This window comes from Oceanicoccus sp. KOV_DT_Chl (genome assembly GCF_900120175.1).
In the GTDB taxonomy this organism is placed as follows: domain Bacteria; phylum Pseudomonadota; class Gammaproteobacteria; order Pseudomonadales; family Dasaniaceae; genus Oceanicoccus.
The window spans coordinates 398,515-416,221 of the sequence record NZ_FQLF01000002.1; the positions used below are offsets into that span (position 1 = coordinate 398,515).

The 17,707-nt window shown below is 47.3% G+C and carries 20 protein-coding genes; all 20 read right to left on the reverse strand.

The genetic code is table 11. The features are described from left to right. Positions 1 to 34: 34 nt before the first annotated feature. The 20 genes from UNITIG_RS05470 to UNITIG_RS05550 all read right to left on the reverse strand — a co-directional run bounded on the left by UNITIG_RS05470 (position 35) and on the right by UNITIG_RS05550 (position 17,701). Complete coding sequence (locus UNITIG_RS05470) at positions 35 to 778, reverse strand: GDSL-type esterase/lipase family protein (protein WP_101757488.1); 744 nt, start codon at positions 776 to 778, stop codon at positions 35 to 37. Between the two features lie 44 nt (positions 779 to 822). Continuing rightward, entirely contained in the window at positions 823 to 2,022 is a 1,200-nt protein-coding gene (locus UNITIG_RS05475; RefSeq protein WP_101757489.1) for a multidrug effflux MFS transporter, read from the reverse strand. Positions 2,023 to 2,117: 95 nt separating this feature from the next. After that, the gene (locus tag UNITIG_RS05480; protein ID WP_101757490.1) at positions 2,118 to 3,320 is read right to left on the reverse strand and encodes an acetyl-CoA C-acyltransferase; all 1,203 of its coding nucleotides are present in this window, start codon (positions 3,318 to 3,320) and stop codon (positions 2,118 to 2,120) included. A gap of 120 nt (positions 3,321 to 3,440) precedes the next feature. After that, positions 3,441 to 5,051, reverse strand: a complete 1,611-nt coding sequence (locus UNITIG_RS05485) for a diguanylate cyclase domain-containing protein (protein ID WP_101757491.1) — start codon at positions 5,049 to 5,051, stop codon at positions 3,441 to 3,443. A gap of 183 nt (positions 5,052 to 5,234) precedes the next feature. Continuing rightward, a complete protein-coding gene (locus UNITIG_RS05490; RefSeq protein WP_101759197.1) occupies positions 5,235 to 6,026 on the reverse strand; it encodes an SDR family oxidoreductase in 792 nt (263 codons plus the stop codon). A gap of 17 nt (positions 6,027 to 6,043) precedes the next feature. After that, positions 6,044 to 7,195: an acyl-CoA dehydrogenase family protein gene (locus UNITIG_RS05495; RefSeq protein WP_101757492.1), complete on the reverse strand. Its 1,152-nt coding sequence runs from the start codon at positions 7,193 to 7,195 to the stop codon at positions 6,044 to 6,046. 27 nt (positions 7,196 to 7,222) lie between these two features. Next, on the reverse strand, positions 7,223 to 7,462 hold the full coding sequence (locus UNITIG_RS24960) for an acyl-CoA dehydrogenase family protein (protein ID WP_255399442.1): 240 nt from the start codon (positions 7,460 to 7,462) through the stop codon (positions 7,223 to 7,225). Positions 7,463 to 7,559: 97 nt separating this feature from the next. Further along, positions 7,560 to 8,399 (reverse strand): acyl-CoA dehydrogenase family protein, encoded by an 840-nt coding sequence (locus UNITIG_RS05500; protein WP_235015275.1) that lies wholly within the window; start codon positions 8,397 to 8,399, stop codon positions 7,560 to 7,562. A gap of 65 nt (positions 8,400 to 8,464) precedes the next feature. Further along, entirely contained in the window at positions 8,465 to 9,349 is an 885-nt protein-coding gene (locus UNITIG_RS05505) for an SDR family oxidoreductase (protein WP_101757493.1), read from the reverse strand. A gap of 67 nt (positions 9,350 to 9,416) precedes the next feature. Then, positions 9,417 to 10,565: an acetyl-CoA C-acetyltransferase gene (locus UNITIG_RS05510; protein ID WP_101757494.1), complete on the reverse strand. Its 1,149-nt coding sequence runs from the start codon at positions 10,563 to 10,565 to the stop codon at positions 9,417 to 9,419. A gap of 61 nt (positions 10,566 to 10,626) precedes the next feature. Beyond that, on the reverse strand, positions 10,627 to 11,679 hold the full coding sequence (locus UNITIG_RS05515) for an acyl-CoA dehydrogenase family protein (protein ID WP_101757495.1): 1,053 nt from the start codon (positions 11,677 to 11,679) through the stop codon (positions 10,627 to 10,629). A gap of 10 nt (positions 11,680 to 11,689) precedes the next feature. Then, positions 11,690 to 12,859 carry an acyl-CoA dehydrogenase family protein gene (locus UNITIG_RS05520; protein WP_101757496.1) on the reverse strand — a complete coding sequence of 390 codons (1,170 nt, stop codon included), beginning with the start codon at positions 12,857 to 12,859 and terminating at the stop codon, positions 11,690 to 11,692. A 48-nt stretch (positions 12,860 to 12,907) separates the two neighbouring features. Continuing rightward, entirely contained in the window at positions 12,908 to 13,669 is a 762-nt protein-coding gene (locus tag UNITIG_RS05525; protein ID WP_101757497.1) for an enoyl-CoA hydratase family protein, read from the reverse strand. A 20-nt stretch (positions 13,670 to 13,689) separates the two neighbouring features. Then, on the reverse strand, positions 13,690 to 13,926 hold the full coding sequence (locus tag UNITIG_RS24080; protein ID WP_235015276.1) for a hypothetical protein: 237 nt from the start codon (positions 13,924 to 13,926) through the stop codon (positions 13,690 to 13,692). 14 nt (positions 13,927 to 13,940) lie between these two features. Continuing rightward, positions 13,941 to 14,765, reverse strand: coding sequence for a nitronate monooxygenase family protein (locus tag UNITIG_RS05530; RefSeq protein WP_235015277.1), 825 nt, complete (start codon positions 14,763 to 14,765; stop codon positions 13,941 to 13,943). A gap of 90 nt (positions 14,766 to 14,855) precedes the next feature. After that, positions 14,856 to 15,656 carry a CoA-transferase subunit beta gene (locus UNITIG_RS05535; protein ID WP_101757498.1) on the reverse strand — a complete coding sequence of 267 codons (801 nt, stop codon included), beginning with the start codon at positions 15,654 to 15,656 and terminating at the stop codon, positions 14,856 to 14,858. Positions 15,657 to 15,676: 20 nt separating this feature from the next. Then, a complete protein-coding gene (locus tag UNITIG_RS05540; protein WP_255399443.1) occupies positions 15,677 to 16,381 on the reverse strand; it encodes a CoA transferase subunit A in 705 nt (234 codons plus the stop codon). A gap of 2 nt (positions 16,382 to 16,383) precedes the next feature. Next, positions 16,384 to 16,551 (reverse strand): CoA-transferase, encoded by a 168-nt coding sequence (locus UNITIG_RS24965; RefSeq protein WP_255399444.1) that lies wholly within the window; start codon positions 16,549 to 16,551, stop codon positions 16,384 to 16,386. Between the two features lie 141 nt (positions 16,552 to 16,692). Next, positions 16,693 to 17,157, reverse strand: coding sequence for an Lrp/AsnC family transcriptional regulator (locus tag UNITIG_RS05545; protein ID WP_101757499.1), 465 nt, complete (start codon positions 17,155 to 17,157; stop codon positions 16,693 to 16,695). Next, on the reverse strand, positions 17,150 to 17,701 hold the full coding sequence (locus tag UNITIG_RS05550) for an Lrp/AsnC family transcriptional regulator (RefSeq protein WP_235015278.1): 552 nt from the start codon (positions 17,699 to 17,701) through the stop codon (positions 17,150 to 17,152). The genes UNITIG_RS05545 and UNITIG_RS05550 overlap by 8 nt, the downstream gene beginning before the upstream one ends. Between the last annotated feature and the right edge of the window lie 6 nt (positions 17,702 to 17,707).

Here is a 17,707-nt window from a genome sequence, read left to right on the forward strand (position 1 = left end):
TAATTGATAAAAAGCAGTGCCGCGGCGCAAAAAATTATTGCGCCGATGTAGTCTTTAACGCATCCAGCAACTGTCGTTTAATCTCAGCACCCCATACCTGATAACCCTTGTCATTCATATGCAGCCGATCATAAGTCATCAAGCTGGCATCCGGCTCACCCGCAGCAGTAAACAATTGTTCGTTGGCATCAATAAAAGTAACTTGTGGGTCGGCCATAGCAAGCTGGGCTAAAAACCCATTAACCGCTAAAAACTTTGGCCATAAATGCCACAAGGCTGAACTGGGTTTAAGCGCAATAAAAAATATTTCTGCGCCAGGAGCGGCCCATTTCAATCGTTCAATTAATTGCTGATACAGCGGTTGTAATTGTGCGGGCGTTTTCGGTACATTGCCGAATAAATCACTCAAATCATTACTACCGATATAGACCACAACTGCCTGTGGCTGATATGGCTCCACAATTTGACTGACATAATAACTAACATCCATTGCTTTAGCGCCGCCAAAGCCCCGCCCAAAGACAAGCAATGGCTGCATGTCTTCTTCCAAACTATCCCAAAAACGAATACTCGAGCTACCTATAAAAACTACAGCGTTGCGAGGTGGCGGCTTGACCTTATCCTGCTCTGCAAACCCGGCAATTACCGGCTGCCAAACTCGTGGGTCTTCGCTAAAGAAACGATCACCTTCCAATTTTATCTGTAGATATAAATACGTTAACCCCATCACCAGTATCAGTGACAAAATAATCGAAATCCGGATGGCTTTCATACTCATTTAACTGACCCCGTAATGGCTCCCCTGCCTACTGTAGATGCTTATTACTCATCATTTATAGTAACGGTATTTTTTTCCAATCGATAAAAAAGCAATCCGGAGAGTACTGCACAGGCCACTAAGCAGATTGCCAAGGGCGTAGGTTCACCTGTTAATATTAACCCTACGACTGTCGCGACCAAACCCGCCACACCCATCTGAAAAAAGCCCATCAATGCCGACGCCGTTCCTGCCATATCCGAGAATGGCGTCAACGCAACTGCCATTGCTTGTGGCACCGCAATCCCCATCGCACTGGTATAAATCGCGATTGGCAATACAATACTTAAAGGATGATAAATTTCCAACACACATAGAACGATCATTACCAGGCTCGCCACCACAGCCAAACAAGCACCACCATACATTAACCGATAACTATCAAAATGCTGCGAGAAACGTGCGGTAAATAAATTACCCAGAATGTATCCAACCACTATAAACGCAAACCAATATCCAAAGCTCTCACTGGGCACACCCATAAACTCAATCAGGATATAGCTCGACCCCGTAACAAAAGCAAACACCCCTGCATACAAGAAAGAAGCAGCCAAGACTGCCAAACGGAAATGCCTATTCCTTAACAGCAAGACATAATTAGCCAGCACATTTTTCAGCCGTAAGCTTTGTCGCTGCGTTAACGATTCAGGTACTTTTAAACAAAGCATTAATATAGCCACCGCCGCATAACATGCGAGAAAAGTAAAAATACTCGGCCATGACCAAACTAATAACATCCAACCGCCAATAATCGGCGCGACTACGGGTGCTAGCGCCATAATGGCATTCATTCCTGCCAGCGCACTCGGCAATTTTTTCACGCTATACATATCGCGTATTATTGATCTCGCCAAAGTAGGGCCCACACACGCCCCTACACCTTGCATAAAACGCCAAAAAATCAGTGATTCAACCGACTGCGCATTAGAACAACCAAGACAAGACAATAAAAAAAGCAACATGCCGCCAATCAACACAGGCTTGCGGCCGAAGCGATCCGACAAGGGGCCACACACTAAATGAAATAACGAAAACCCCAGCAGGTATATCCCCAGAGTAAGTTGTACCTCGGCTATTTCCGCATCAAGTGTCGCCACCATCAGTGGCATCGCCGGTAAATACATATCGGTTGATAGCGGCCCCAGTGCTGCGAAGGCTGCTAGCAAAAAAAGTAACTGAGGAGATTCACGCTTAAAAAATGTCATCTATACCGCTTTTTGTAAGCTAATAAAAAAGGGCTAGAAAATTCCAGCCCTGCACATGATGATGTTACTGAGATACTTGAACTAACCAATACTAATCATGCAACTTCAAATAAACCTGCCGCCCCCATACCGCCACCGATACACATACTGATGACGACATACCTAACTCCGCGGCGCTTACCTTCGATTAATGCATGTCCGACCATCCGCGCACCTGACATACCAAAAGGATGACCAATAGAAATGGCACCGCCGTTCACATTCAAGTTTTCGTTAGGGATGCCCAGCTGGTCACGACAATATATAGCTTGGCACGCGAAAGCTTCATTTAACTCCCACAAACCGATATCCGCCATTGTTAAACCCGTTCGCTGCAACAGTTTAGGAATCGCAAACACGGGGCCAATACCCATTTCATCCGGGCCACAACCCGCCACCGCCATACCTCGATAAATCCCCAATGGCGCCAACCCTTTCTGCTCCGCCAATTTTGAATCCATCACCACACAGGCCGAAGCACCATCAGACAGCTGGGAGGCATTACCCGCAGTAATGAACTTACCTTCCGGTACTACTTTTCCGTCTTTCCATACAGGCTCTAGCGCAGACAAACTCTCCAAAGTTGTTGAAGCACGATTGCCCTCATCTTTAGTCAGCAAAGTTTCTTCATAGCTGGTTTCTTTAGTCTCGCGATCAAACACAGATTTAGTGGTCGCCATCGCTACAATTTCATCATCAAACGCCCCCGCCTGTTGCGCGGCGGCGGTACGCTGCTGACTTTGAAAAGCAAACTCATCTTGCGCCTCACGGGAGATGCTATAACGATCCGCCACAACTTCAGCAGTTTCTATCATCTGCATATACATATGGGGAGAATTCGCCAACACCGATTTCGAGATGGCGCGATGGCTATTTTTATATTTGTTTTGTACCAGGGATATAGACTCTAAACCGCCTGCAACAATAATATCCTGCTCATTCGTCATAATCGCTTTTGCCGCCAGTCCAATCGACATTAGACCTGAAGAACACATACGATCAACCTGCATCCCCGATACGGTTTCAGGCAGACCCGCAGCCATCGCACTTAATCGACCAATATTATAACCCTGAGTCCCTTGCGGAGCGGCCAGACCTAAAATCACATCATCAACTGAAGCAGGGTCTATACCTGCACGGGCTACCGCCTCCTTAACAACATGGCCACCCATGGCCGGTGCCTCAGTATCATTAAATGCTCCTCGGAAGGCCTTACCAATGGGTGTACGTGCTGTCGAAACTATCACTGCTTCTTTCATAACTTTTCCTCTTTAATACTTGCTAAACCACTATCAACAATGAACAGAAATGCCGCAGCTAATGCGATAAGTATTCAGAATTATGGCTACTAAAATTAGAATATTTTAAAACCCGTATTATCACCGAGTGACGGGTTGAAAGACACCCTGTTTAACATGGTCTGGATCAAAATCATAAACCACACCTTGATTTCTACCCTGCGCTTTTGCTTGGTATAGTGCTTTATCAGCAGTACGTATCATTTGCCCGATAGTCAGATTTTCTGAGGGAATCATCGTACACCCACCCAAACTCACCGTTACATGCGAGCAAATTTCAGAACCCTTGTGCTCCAGCGCCAATTCATTTATCACCTGATTACAACGAGCTATTAATGTTTCATCGACTAATACTGTTGCCGGCAATATAGCAGCAAACTCTTCGCCACCGAATCGTGCTACGACATCTCCCGAGCGAGTAAAACAGCTACGAAACGACAGCGCTACCTGCTGCAAACAAACATCACCATCGGCATGCCCATAATAATCATTATATTTCTTGAAAAAATCCACATCGCAGAGAATTAACGATAACGGTTTTTTATCCCTCATGGCACGAAACCATTCGGCCTTCAAAGTATCATCAAAATGTCGCCGATTAGCTAATAGCGTCAACGAATCAGTACGTGACAACTTCTCTAATTTTTCATTAGCTGTTTCCAGCCTGGCCGTTTGCTCTTTTACCAAACGCTGGACAGTCGCATTACGGGTACGCAAATTGTAGATATAGGCGGGCAGTAAAAAATTAATTATTAGCCCAATTGCTATCGCCGACTGCCAGGAGTTCGAAATAACTAACGCCATATATTGGTTTGTAGGCTCTGCCATCACCACCCAACGTCGATCACCTGCTAACTGCATTTCCGTCACGTATTCGTATTCGCTTAGCAGCTCACTTTCATCAAAATCATCACTGAGATTTAAGATAAATGTGCGTTTATCGGTAGTCATATCCGCAACCACTAAATCGATATGGCGATGGCGCTCATCAGATAGAAAGTTAGCCAAAAGAGGTTGGATACTAATACCCCCTATCAGCAAACCTGTAAAATTTTGCGCACCGATCTCATTCTTTTGATAAATCGGCATGAATACCGTCAAATAATACTCAGCCTCTTCATCTTTTTTTAGCTCTTTAGAATAGTCGGGCAACATATCAACCAGATAATTCTCAGGCCCTAATTCTTCCAGTGCTGTCTTAAACCGGCCGTAGGAAAGATCCAGTCCAACACTTGAAGTGTCCTTGCTACGTGAGAGCTGATACATAACAGGCAAGTAGAAATCCTTAACCCCGGCGGTAACGAGTTGCTCACCATTCTGCTCTTTAAATTCAAATCCAGGGACCGTTTCCTGCTTGGACGCCTCGTAACGCGCCCGATCCGCATGTGCTACCAATGGCACCCAGGCCACACCTTGTAACTGTGGATAATTATCCAAAGCCTCTTCTGCCAAACTATCAAATCCATTACGCCGAATAGTACTGACTTCCAGTAGGTTTTTTAATGTCATCAATAGCGTCAATGAACGCTCGGATTCTACTTTGATAAAACTGGCATACTTCTCAACATCACTATGAAATAGCTGCAAAGCATTGCTTAATTCTTTTTTGTACAGGTAATGTGCGGTATAGAATGTCGCCGAAACACTGACCAGAAAAATCAGCACCGTAACTTTATCGAACCGAATACCCATGTCGGACCCATATTAAAAAGTTGTAATTTAATAGTTATAGCAAAACTGGGCATTATTGCTTGAATAATCACTCAGAATTGCAAAACCCCTGACAACTAATTAACAATAAAGCAAAATTACGTTACCTAAATCAAACGACTTTATTTAACCACTTAAGGACTCTAATCCGATATAACTACCTTGTTAGCTACGTTGACTGGAACAGGAAACAATCTCTCCGGTCATGTAACTGGAATAATCAGAAGCGAGGAACATCATGACATTGGCTACCTCCCAAGCCTCAGCCGCACGACCGTAAGCTTCAGCGGCTTCCAATTCGGCCAATAATTCCTCTGATGCCGATTTACGCAACATAGGGTGCAACACAATAGACGGTGCCACCGCATTGATTCGCACACCAAAATCTGCCGCCTCCAGTGCGGCGCAGCGTGTCAGTGCCATCACGCCAGCTTTCGCTGCGGCATAGTGCGCCTGTTCTTTTTGCGCACGCCAGCCTAACACCGATGCGTTATTAACAATCACCCCACCCTTGCCCCGCGCCTGCATGACTTTCATCATATAGCGGGTCATTCGCATAGTGCCATTCAAGGTGACATCAATAACCTTATTCCACTCAGCATCCTCCATCTCAACCAATAACCTTGAAGTACCCAAACCAGCGTTATTAATCAAAATGTCAACGCCGTCCATTTTCTCGACGGCAAAATCAATCAGCGCTTGTACATCCTCTTCTACCGCGACATTACCAACTTTACCGAAGACCGACTGCAAACCTGTTTCTGTTTTTAACTTTTCAACCGAGGCTTGCAAACGCCCTTCGTGGATATCGCTGATCACAATCGCCCGACAACCTTCTTCAACCGCTTTGGTGGCTGCTGAAAAACCAATTCCAGCGCCAGCTGCCGCGGTAATTAATACCGACTTACCTTCAATCAGGTTATGACCTTTTACATATTCGGGGACTTTAATATCCATCATCATTCTCTTAGCTGTTACTTCATTAAAATTTTCGGTTCTTTGGGCATACCCAAACCGCGCTCAGCAATAATATTTTTTTGAATTTCGTTCGTACCGCCATAAATCGTATCGGAGCGCACAAACAAATACATCGACTGTAATCTCGTTAAATTGTAGGGGGCGCTCTCTAGCATTTCGGCTTCCGCGCCTAACACGTCCATCGCCAATTCACCCAAATCTCTATGCCAAGTAGCCCAGTACAGCTTATAGATCAGTGCTTCTTTTTGCAGGCTGCCATCAGCGCCACCCGACAGCATCCGCATACTGTTATAGCGCATAATCTTTAAACCAATATGAGCACCGGCAATACGCTGTCGAATAACAGGATCTTTGGCAGCACCATTTTCCTTGGCGATAGCCATGATTTGATCCAATTCATTTTGAAACTGCATTTGCTGACCCAGCGTCGACACACCACGCTCAAAACCCAGCAAGCCCATCGCCACTTTCCAGCCTTCACCGGGCGCACCTACAATATCGTCCGCCTCACATTCGGCATCATCAAAAAATACTTCGTTAAATTCTGACGTGCCAGTAAGCTGCTCGATACCACGTACCTCTATACCGGGCTGATCCATTTTCATTAAGAAAAACCCAAGCCCCTTATGCGCTACAGAATCAGGATCCGTTCTAGCGATGACAAAAATGAAATCCGATTCATGAGCCAACGAAGTCCATACCTTTTGGCCATTAATAATCCATTTACCTTTAGTTTCATCAAAACGGGCTTTGGTTTTAACATTAGCCAAATCAGAACCAGCACTCGGCTCCGAGTAACCCTGACACCAGAGCTCTTTACCAGCAACTATACCCGGCAGATATTTTTGCTTTTGCGCCTCAGTACCAAACGCAATAAGTGTAGGGCCAGTCAAACCTTCACCAATATGACCAACATGACCAGGCGCACCCGCACGCGCGTATTCTTCATTGAAAATAACTTGCTGCTCAATGGAACAACCACGACCACCGTATTTCTTGGGCCAGCCCACACAGGTCCAACCGCCTTCGGCTAGTTTTTGTTCCCATTTTTTCCGTTCTTGCGGAAACATATGTTCATCGCCGGGACCACCACGAAACTTTAATTGCTCAAATTCACCGGTTAAATTGTCCTTTAACCACGTCGCCACCTGCTCACGAAATAGTTCATCCTCGGGCTAAAACTTAATTGCATTACAATTCCCCAATAATAGCGTGGCAATATTTTCCCGATGCTGGGAACCATTACCTAAAAATAATTGTGATGATTTTGCACGCTTAAAAAATAAATGCACGTCGTATTCCCAGGTAAAACCAACACCACCATGCAACTGAATTGCAGTACCCGCATTATGATAAAACGCATCTGAACAATATGCTTTAGCAACACTGGCCGCCTCTGCCAATTCAGCCGCCAAAGGCCACCTATCATTGCCTCTTGTGCTACGCAGGCAGCATAATAAACCGCTGAGCGCGCAACTTCCGCTTGCAACATCATATCCGCTGCCTGGTGTTTTACTGCTTGAAAACCCGCAATAGGGCGACCAAACTGCACCGCTCTTTGGTGTAATCCACCGTCAAATCCAACACCTGCTGCGTGCCACCCATCTGCTCGGCACTAACCGCGACTGTTGCTAACTGAATAATTTTTTCTAACTGTGGCCAGGCTTGACCCTCTTTCCCCATCAATGCAGAACCGGGTATAGACACATTGGATAAAACAATTTCTGCCTGCTTACGCGTCTGATCCATAGTCGGCAACCACCGACGCTGAATGCCTGCAGTGTCCGCTGGGACAGCAAACAAACTAATACCCTGTTCGCCTTGCGATCCTTGCTGACGGCCAGCGATAATTAACAAGTCCGCGGTATGGCCATCCGGCACATAGCGTAACGTACCATTTAATAAATAGTTATCACCGTCTTTTGTTACCTGCAGTTCAACCGCATCGGTATCCCAGCATCCGCTGCAACCAGTATAAGCCAACGTTGCAGTCAAGCTGCCGTCAGCTATGCTCGGCAACAAATCATTTTTTTGTTGCTCTGTTGCAGCTATTAATAAGGCGTTGGCACCTAGGCAAACAGTAGAAAAGAACGGCGAACATAATAGATAGCGACCCATTTGTTCCAATATCGCGACCAACTCAACATAGCCCAAGCCCATGCCACCATACTGTTCAGGAATATGGATGGCCTGCCAATACATGTCAGTACAAATGCGCTGCCAGACTTCATCTTCATACCCCTGTTCTGTGACCATCGCCCGGCGCACTGCTTCAGAGTCAGATATTTTGGCAAGAAATGCGTCCGCGGTATCACGAATCATTTGTTGCTCTTCTGTAAAAGCGAATTCCATTAACTCAACTCCGCTTGCGCAATAGGCCTGCTAACTGACCGAAAGCGCGATTAAATAATTTAAAATCAGGCACCGTAGACCGGTTGCGCGGGCACCCCTTCAGCTATCAGTTGATCTACTGCAGCTTTTAACTCTGATGGCTGCCACTGCTCACCTTTATCCAAACCTTTGGTGGTACGCCAACCATCAGCAATAGAAATTTTTCCGCCTTCCGACTCAAAGCAGCGACCAGTGACATGTGCCGACTCTGCCGAGCCCAAAAAAGCCAATAACACTGAAACATTTTCCGGTGCAAAATAATCAAAGCTTCCATCTTCCGGCTTTGCCATGCGGGTGGCCATTGCCTCAACCGCAGTAGTCATACCAGTACGCGCAGCCGGCGCAACACAATTGGCAGTAATGCCATAACGCGCCAACTCAGCAGCCTGATTTAACGTTAAAGCGGCAATACCGGCTTTAGCGGCTGCATAATTAGACTGGCCAATCGAGCCCTGCAAGCCCGCACCAGAGGTGGTATTAATAATACGCGCATCGACTGCAACCCCTTCTTTCGATTGCCCACGCCAATAATGCACTGCGTGCGAGCTAATACAAAAATGCCCTTTTAAATGCACTGACATAATAGTGTCCCACTCGGCCTCGGTCATGGAGGCAAACATGCGGTCACGATTAACACCGGCGTTATTCAATACAATGTGTAAGTCACCAAAGCTATCGATAGCTGTTTTTACTGCATTGAGACTGTCATCGTAATTGGTAATATCAGACGTGTTTACCACCGCTTTGCCGCCAGCAGCAATAATGTCATCTACAACCGTTTGTGCCGCTGCCTGATTAATATCATTAACCACGACTGCACAACCTTCAGCAGCGAAAACTTTGGCATGCGCCGCCCCTAAACCGCCACCTGCACCCGTAATAATCGCCACTCTGTTATCTAAAATACCCATGGTAAAAATCTCCAAATTTTATCTAACGCTTAAATTAAGCGTTAATTACTAAACTGTTCTGCGGCATTTATAACCGTTCAATAATGGTGACATTCGCCTGGCCGCCACCTTCACACATGGTTTGCAAACCATAGCGACCACCGGTGCGCTCCAGTTCATGCAGCAATGTAGTCATCAACTTGGTGCCCGTCGCTCCCAATGGATGGCCCAACGCAATAGCGCCACCGTTAACGTTGGTTTTGGCGTGGTCGTAACCGGTATCTTTTAGCCAGGCCATCGCAACCGATGCAAAAGCTTCGTTAATTTCTACCACATCAATGTCATCCAAACTCATGCCAGCTTTTTTCATCGCGTAAGCCGTAGCAGGAATCGGAGCGGTTAACATCCAGATAGGATCTTCGGCGCGAACACTCATGTGATGAATACGCGCGCGAGGCGTTAAGTTATAACGCTTTAATGCTGCCTCAGAAACGAGCAATACTGCTGATGAGGCATCGCAGGTTTGGCTGGCAACACCGGCAGTGACTTTGTCGCAGCCAAAAATACCTTCCAACTCAGCCATTTTTTCCAGCGTACTTTGACGAGGCGTTTCATCCATCGTTACGCCTTCCAGCGGCACGATTTCGCGATCAAAACGGCCGTCGGCAATCGCCTTGAGGGCACGTGAGTGCGACTCCAAAGAATATTTTTCCAAATCCTGACGACTAAACCCCCACTTATCAGCAATCATTTGTGCGGAATTAAATTGCGTAGGTGGATTGTTTCCATAACGAGCAACCCAGCCTTTGGAACCCGTAAACGGATCAGAAAAACCCATCGGTTCGGCTGCTATCATTGCTGAGGAAATAGGAATTTGGGTCATCGTTTGCACGCCGCCCGCCACCACCACATCCATACAACCAGACATAATCGCTTGCGCGGCAAAATGCACTGCTTGCTGTGAGGAGCCACACTGACGATCGATCGTTGTACCTGGCACTTCCTCAGAAAGACCGGCACACAACCAAGCTGTGCGAGCAATGTCACCTGCCAATGGACCAATGGTATCGACACATCCAAAAATCACATCGTCGTATTCGTTATCCGGGATGCCATTACGATCAACAATGGCTTTCAATACATGGGCACCTAAGTCGGCACCGTGTACATGAGCCAATCCACCTTTACGACGACCGGTGGGGCTGCGAATTGCATCAACGATATAGGCTTCAGCCATTTTCAATCTCCGTTTGTCAAATGCTCCAATAATTTTTGGTAGCAATGACTTAAATTTTAAATTAATTTAAAAATGTATTACCAGCACCCAGCGGCGCATTATCAGCGAAAACAAAATTCGCCACCCGCGCCTTATGAAAAGCGTCATCACCCCAGGTATTATTAAAGGCCCACGCCTTTTTCATAAAAATATGCAGGTCGACTTCCCAGGTATAACCCATAGCCCCATGCACCTGAATGCAATTTTTTGCGGCTAAATCGGCTGCTTCGCAAGCCACTAGCTTGGCATGGGAGACATTAGTGCCGGCACTAGCAAGGTTGTTGGTAATAGCATAAGCCGCCCGGTAAACAGGGGCTTTGGCATACTCCCAGCGTACGGCAATATTCGCCATATGATGCTTCACCGCTTGAAAGGAGCCAATGGGCTTACCGAATTGATGTCGATCGGTGGTATAACTCACCGATATATCCATCATTCGCTGCGCCAGACCCAAAGCCTGAGCGGCGCAGGCCAATGCGCCACGATTCATTGCACCTTCAATCAGCGCCTTTGCTTGCGCGCCAGTTGCTACGCAGCTATCGCTTGTCGCTGACCATTCAACCGCAAATAATTTACGCGAGGGGTCGATGGATTCGTTGTGCCGCAGGCTAACCTGATCAGCTGTCAACGCATGCAACTCATCACCTTTCTGCAAAATGAGTAAATCGGCAATATGTGCATCTTCTACCAAAAAGTTTTCTGTCAACCCAACAACCACTTTCGCTTCACCGGCGGCAATTTTAGGTAACCACTCACTTTTCATTTCAGCGCTCAAGGCATTAAGCAATGGCACTGCCACCAGCACGTTGTGCACTAAAGGTTCAGGTAAAGCAACGTAACCACACTCTTGTGCCAGCAATACAAAATCCAGCTCAGTCATACCCAAGCCGCCAAATTCTTCTGGCACGGTTAAACCGGTCAAACCTAATTCAGTTAGTTGCGACCATAGCGCATCGCTGCGGCCAGTTTCCGCCTCCCAACCCGCGCGAATATTTTCCGGGGTAATTTCGTTTACTAAAAAATCCCGCACCGAATCCTGAAACAACAATTGATCTTCTGTAAAAGTAAAATCCATCAGAGACTCCTTAGCGCGGCATGCCGAGCATACGCTCAGCAATAATGTTGCGTTGAACTTCGTTGGTGCCGGCATAAATGGGGCCGGACTGGGCAAACAGCCAACCGTCCAGCCAACTACCAACGCCTTGTGCGTCTGGCGCATGAGCAAGTAATTCAGCCCGCGCACCGAGAATACTCATTGCGGTTGCGTGCATTTGCCGATCCAATTCTGACCAGAAAATTTTATTAGTCGATGATTCCGCACCAATTTTTCCGCCCTTGATTAAACGGCAAGCGGTTTGGTAGGTAGACAGGCAATAAGACTCTGCGTCCATATAGGCTTTTAATACTGCATCGCGAATAGCGGGGTCACGATCCGCACGGGTTTGATTCTCTTTATACAACTCTACTAAGCGCCGCGCTGTTTCCTGAAAACGAGCGGGTGAACGCAGCATCAAACCACGTTCAAAGCCTGCGGTAGCCATTGCCACTTTCCAACCTTCACCTTCGCCACCCAAACGGCGATTGACCGGTACTTTTACATTGTCGAAAAATATTTCGGCAAAACCGGGTAGACCATCTAATTGCGGAATGGGATTAACAGTGATCCCTTCCAGATTTAATGGCACTAAAATAAAGGTTAAACCGCGATGCCGCTCCGAATCCGGATCGGTTCTAAACATACCAAAACATTGATCCGCCCATACCGCCCGCGTCGACCAGGTTTTTTGACCGTTGATAATGTAATGCTGACCATCTTCAGTCAGCTCAGCCTTGGCGCGTATGGCCGCCATATCCGAACCCGCATTGGGTTCTGACCACCCCTGCGCCCACACTTCCGTGCCGTTAGCCATTTTGGGTAAGATCTCGGCTTTCTGCTCGGCGGTACCGTATTCCATCAGCGTGGGGCCTAATAAAAATATCCCGTTCTGATTAACCCTGAGCGGCGCTTTGGCTTTGTAGTATTCGTCTTCAAAAATTAACCACTGGATAAGATCAGCATCTCTGCCGCCCAATTCAGAAGGCCAGGTCACCATACCCCAGCGACCTTCGTTTAATTTGGCTTCCCATTCACGGTGTTGCTGAAACCCCTGCTCAGTATCAAACGTTTGCAACGGCTCATCGGGAACGTTAGCCGATAGCCAGCTGCGAATCTCTTCGCGAAAGGCCTTGTGTTCATCGGTATAAGCTAAATCCATAATCTTTGTCTCACAGTTATGAAGTCTATGGTCAAATATTCAAAACCATTATTTATCTGCAAAGCTGGCATCGCGTTTATCGACAAAAGCATCACGTGCTTCCTGCGAATCACCCATGGTATAAGCCTCATAGGTGAAGCCTTGCTCCCAGCGGTATTTATCTTCCAGATTGCCATCTTCAATACCGGTTAGAGATTCTTTGGCTATACGCACCATCGCTGGAGATTTGCTGGCGATAGTGGCAGCGATTTCACGGCACGTAGACAATACCTGATCACGCGGCACGACTCGCTCTATAGCACCTAGGCGATAGGCTTCCTGCGCATCGATAAACTCGCCGGTAAAGTACATATAACGAACTTTTTGTACCGGAAACATCCGCTGCAAATGCGCGCCACCGCCCATCGCGCCCCGATCAATTTCCGGCACACCAAAACGGGTACATTCCGATGCCACCAAAATATCTGCTGCACCGCTGATACCAATACCGCCACCTAATACAAAACTATGCAGGCCGACGATAACCGGCTTGGAGTTGAGATGAATCGCCTTAAAAGTATCGAAGTTACCGCGATTTACTTTCAAAATTGCACTGCTGTCGGCGGCCAATTCCTTGATATCAACACCGGCGCAAAAACCCTTACCCTCGGCAGCAATAATAATGACACGCACATCATCGTTAGCGCCCAGAGCATTAATTTCTGCAGCGATGGCAAACCAACCAGCACTGTCAAAAGCATTTACCGGCGGCGCATCCAAAATTATTTCGGCAATACCATCGGCAATCGTTGTACGAAACGGGGTAGACATATTATTTCCTCTCGTTAAAACTAAGCTCTGTCACCAGCAGCCAACTTGGCCAATACTTGTAAACGCGCTTCAGCTTCAGCCACAATACTGTTAATAATTTCTTCACAACTTAATAGTTCATCGATAACGCCAGCGACCTGACCCGATGGCAATACCCCGACATCAGGCTCGCCATCCACCATCGACTTTTGAATAATCATTGGCGCATTGGCTGACATAATGGCTTGCGCGGGCGTAATGTCACCGCTCTTTGACATTGCCAAGGCTGACTTCAATAAATCGAAAATACTAGCCCGGTAAACTTGCGAAACTTTAAGCCGTTGATCAGTGCAATCATTAATTTTTTCGGCGCACTGGCGCGCTCCAACTCCGCTAACATTTGATTCAATATCATTCGCTGCGGTAAACCATCCAGCGCCTTGGAAACAATAATCTCGGCAGGGTTGTGACAATCCACATAGCGACCTTTAGTGACTGCAGGTACAGGCGATTCTTTCGTCATCAGGAAGCGCGTGCCCATGGCGATACCTTCAGCGCCCCATGCTAACGCTGCCACTAAGCCGCGACCATCTTTGAAACCACCCGCAGCTACCACAGGGACTTTGCCGGCAACTGCATCGACCACTTGTGGTATCAATAAAGAAGTAGGGATTGAACCGGTGTGACCGCCGCCCTCACCACCTTGTACGGTTACAGCGTCTGCACCCATTTCAATTGCTTTCAATGCATGCTTGGGTAAACCGATGGTTGGCATACAAACTACGCCATGATCTTTTAACCGCGCCACCATTTCTTTGCCGGGTGAACGCGAGTAACTCACCGCTTTCACTTTATGCTTTATAACCAATTCGACAATCTCTGCCGCATTGGGTTGATACATATGAAAATTGACCCCAAAATTTTTATCGGTCAGTGCTTTGGTAGCAAGAATATCCCGCTCCATTTCTTCCGGCGGAATCGTCGCCCCCGCTAAAAAACCAAAGCCGCCAGCATTGCAGGTACCTGCGGTTAACCTGGGATCTGCCACCCAACCCATCGCTGTTTGCACAATGGGGTATTGGCAACCCAGTAAGTCTGTTAGTTTGGTTTGCAACATATCAATACTCGACTTTTTTCACTTCCGATTTTTTAAAACCGGAATCAATGACAGCTACTGCCCCTGCTAATACAGGGGCCACTTCATCACTTAGGCGCGATTACCCGGCGGGTTATCTTTCAACTGCAGCGCGCGCTGACCATGCGGATCCAGCTGGGCAATGATCGCCAATTGCTCTTCCGTAGGTGCTGCGGTCACAGGTACTTCGGCAGGAATATGAATTTCAAAGCCGGTATTTTCCACCACCTGCTCCACATTGATTCCCGGGTGCAGAGACACTAGGCGCACCTGATGATTCGGCCCACCAAAATCCATCACACATAGATCAGTAATAATCTGCCCGATTTCCACATCATCCAGCGAGCGCCCCTTTGGCAAACGCCCGGGATTGAAACCAATCGATGAAACAAAATCCACTTCACCATCGACAAAAATGCGGGTGTTATGGGTTGGAATTAAAAAACTATTGCTGTGGCTGATGGAATTCCCTGGAAAACCGCGCGCACCTAACATCATGACTTTGGGAGCTTCGTAGGTGCCACCCAAAGCAGAAGTATTCGTCTGACCAAATTTATCAATTTGAGTCGGCCCCAACATCGCATGGCGCTTACCGCTCCACACATTATCGAAAATACGGGAGAAACCCATCCAGGTTTCATTTTTCTGAATAAAATCGGCAGGTCGCGCCCAAATAGGATTCGGCTCTGATAAAAGGAAGGCTTCAGAATCCGTCATCATCAGATCTGTATTGAACGTTTTCATGGCCAAACTTGCACCCAGGCGCGGGATCACCCCGATACCAGTGGCTAACACTTCCCCTTCATGGCGAAATGCTTCCGCGGCGGCACAAATCATTAATTCGGCCAATGTGTAGTCTGTTGCTGCAGTCATATCTATTCTCCAGGCCTCAATTAATAGGTTGGCTGTGGCAAAGCCTGGATTGCATCCAAGCCGCCCACCAATTGTTGATAGTCCGCTTCGGTTTTGCCGTTGATATATTTATCCGCGTAAGCACTGAAACCACCGTCTTTTGCACTGGCGCTGTACTCTTTGAAATGAGGTATATCAAAACCATAAAGCGGCTGACTGGAAGACGGATGGGCACCACCAGGGATGTGCACCACACCAGTAGTTGCACTACGCTCCCAATGCACTAAGCGCGCCTGAGCAGGATCGTTAAAGTAATCTGACTCGACCAATTCGTCACAACTGACGTAAGTTTTGTTAGCCGCGCGGGCAATCCAATCATCCAGATAGTGATCGGGGCCTGAAATCTGGCACACTCCGCGAACATCAGCATGATCTGCATGCAATAAAGCGGCATCCAATTTTAAGGCCGGCATCGCTACCCACTCTTTATCATCATAGGGACTATCGATGACTTTTAAATCGGGGTTTTTAGTAATGATGTCAGTCCCCAAACCCACCTCGGTAGGAATAAAAGGCACGCCCCACGCTGCGGCACGCAGACCTAATAACATCATGCCTTCGTCCAATTCCATCACCTCGATTGCCCCTGCCTGACGCGAGGCCCGAAAGTAAGGCTCCAGCGGAATAAAATCCAAAGAGACAAAAGCGAACACCAGCTTTTTCACTTTACCGGCGGCACATAGCATACCTACATCGGCACCCCGTAAGCGACTACGGTCAAATCTTTTAAATCAGAACGCAGGATTTCACGAATTAAAGCCATCGGCTTACGACGCGGTCCCCAGCCACCGATACCAATGGTCATACCATCTTTAAGCTCGGCGACCACCTGTTGTGCGGTCATTTGCTTGTTCATGCTGTTTCCTCTAGATAGCTGAGTCAATTCAGAGAAAGAATTGTACTCGGATTACGCAATATTGCGATAATTCTACTAAAAACTACTTAATACCATCAATTAAAGCTTGTTAATTCTACGCATAGCAACTCAAGCAAACCATCAAACAATGCGACTCATTCGGTAATCATGTTTGATAAAATTCACCCCCAGCGAACATTCAGTGCGCCTGACGCCCTCGATCCCACTAATAGTACTGTGCAAAAAACTGGCTAACTGGGCATTGTTCTGCACCATGGTGATCGCCAATATATCCGAGCGCCCTAGCGTTTTAGCGACAAAACCGATCTCCGGGATAGCGGACAATGCCTGCGCCACGTCATCGGTTTGACTACTCTTTTCTACTTCAATCCAGATGTACGCCAAGGTGGGGTTCGCTAACCGGTTAATATTACTGATTGCAGTAATACGAATTTGACCCTCATCCTCCATACGCTTGATCCGTGCCCGAACCGTACCCTCGGTGACTCCCAGCTCGATGGCAACCTTTCGATTGCTGATGCGTGCATCTTCCGACAACCATTCCAGAATACTTAAATCCAAATCATCTAATTGACGCTTAGTCATCTCCAGCCTCGCTTAATGGCAAGCGCTTAGCATTGCTATCGAAGGGCACCCAGTTGGGCTGATTTTTTAATACATCCATCGCCAGTGCCGGAAAAATTCGGCGCACACCAGCAACTTTGGACAAGCGACCCGAAAGAAATTCGCTAAGCTGCTGCTGGTCGCGCGCCACCACCAACAATTCAATATCGAGACTCCCTACCACCTGACACGCTGAAAACACCTCTTTAAAAGCAGCAAGATCCCGGGCAACTTCATCAGCGGGACGCCCCTCAACCTGCAAACCTACCGCGAGCATCAAATCAAAACCAACAGCTTCATAATCAGTCACCGCCACCACGCGCATTGTGTCGCTCTCTTCCAATCGCCTGACTCGGGCACGCACTGTTGTTTCAGTAACGCCTACCAATTTTGCCAAGGCGCGATATGGCATACGCCCATCTTTGCGCAACAGAGCAATAATTTGATAATCAATATCATCAAGGGTAATTGCACTGTCACTGGCAATTCGCTTAGCGACCGAATCTTTAAAAGTTGACTCTGACAACAGCTT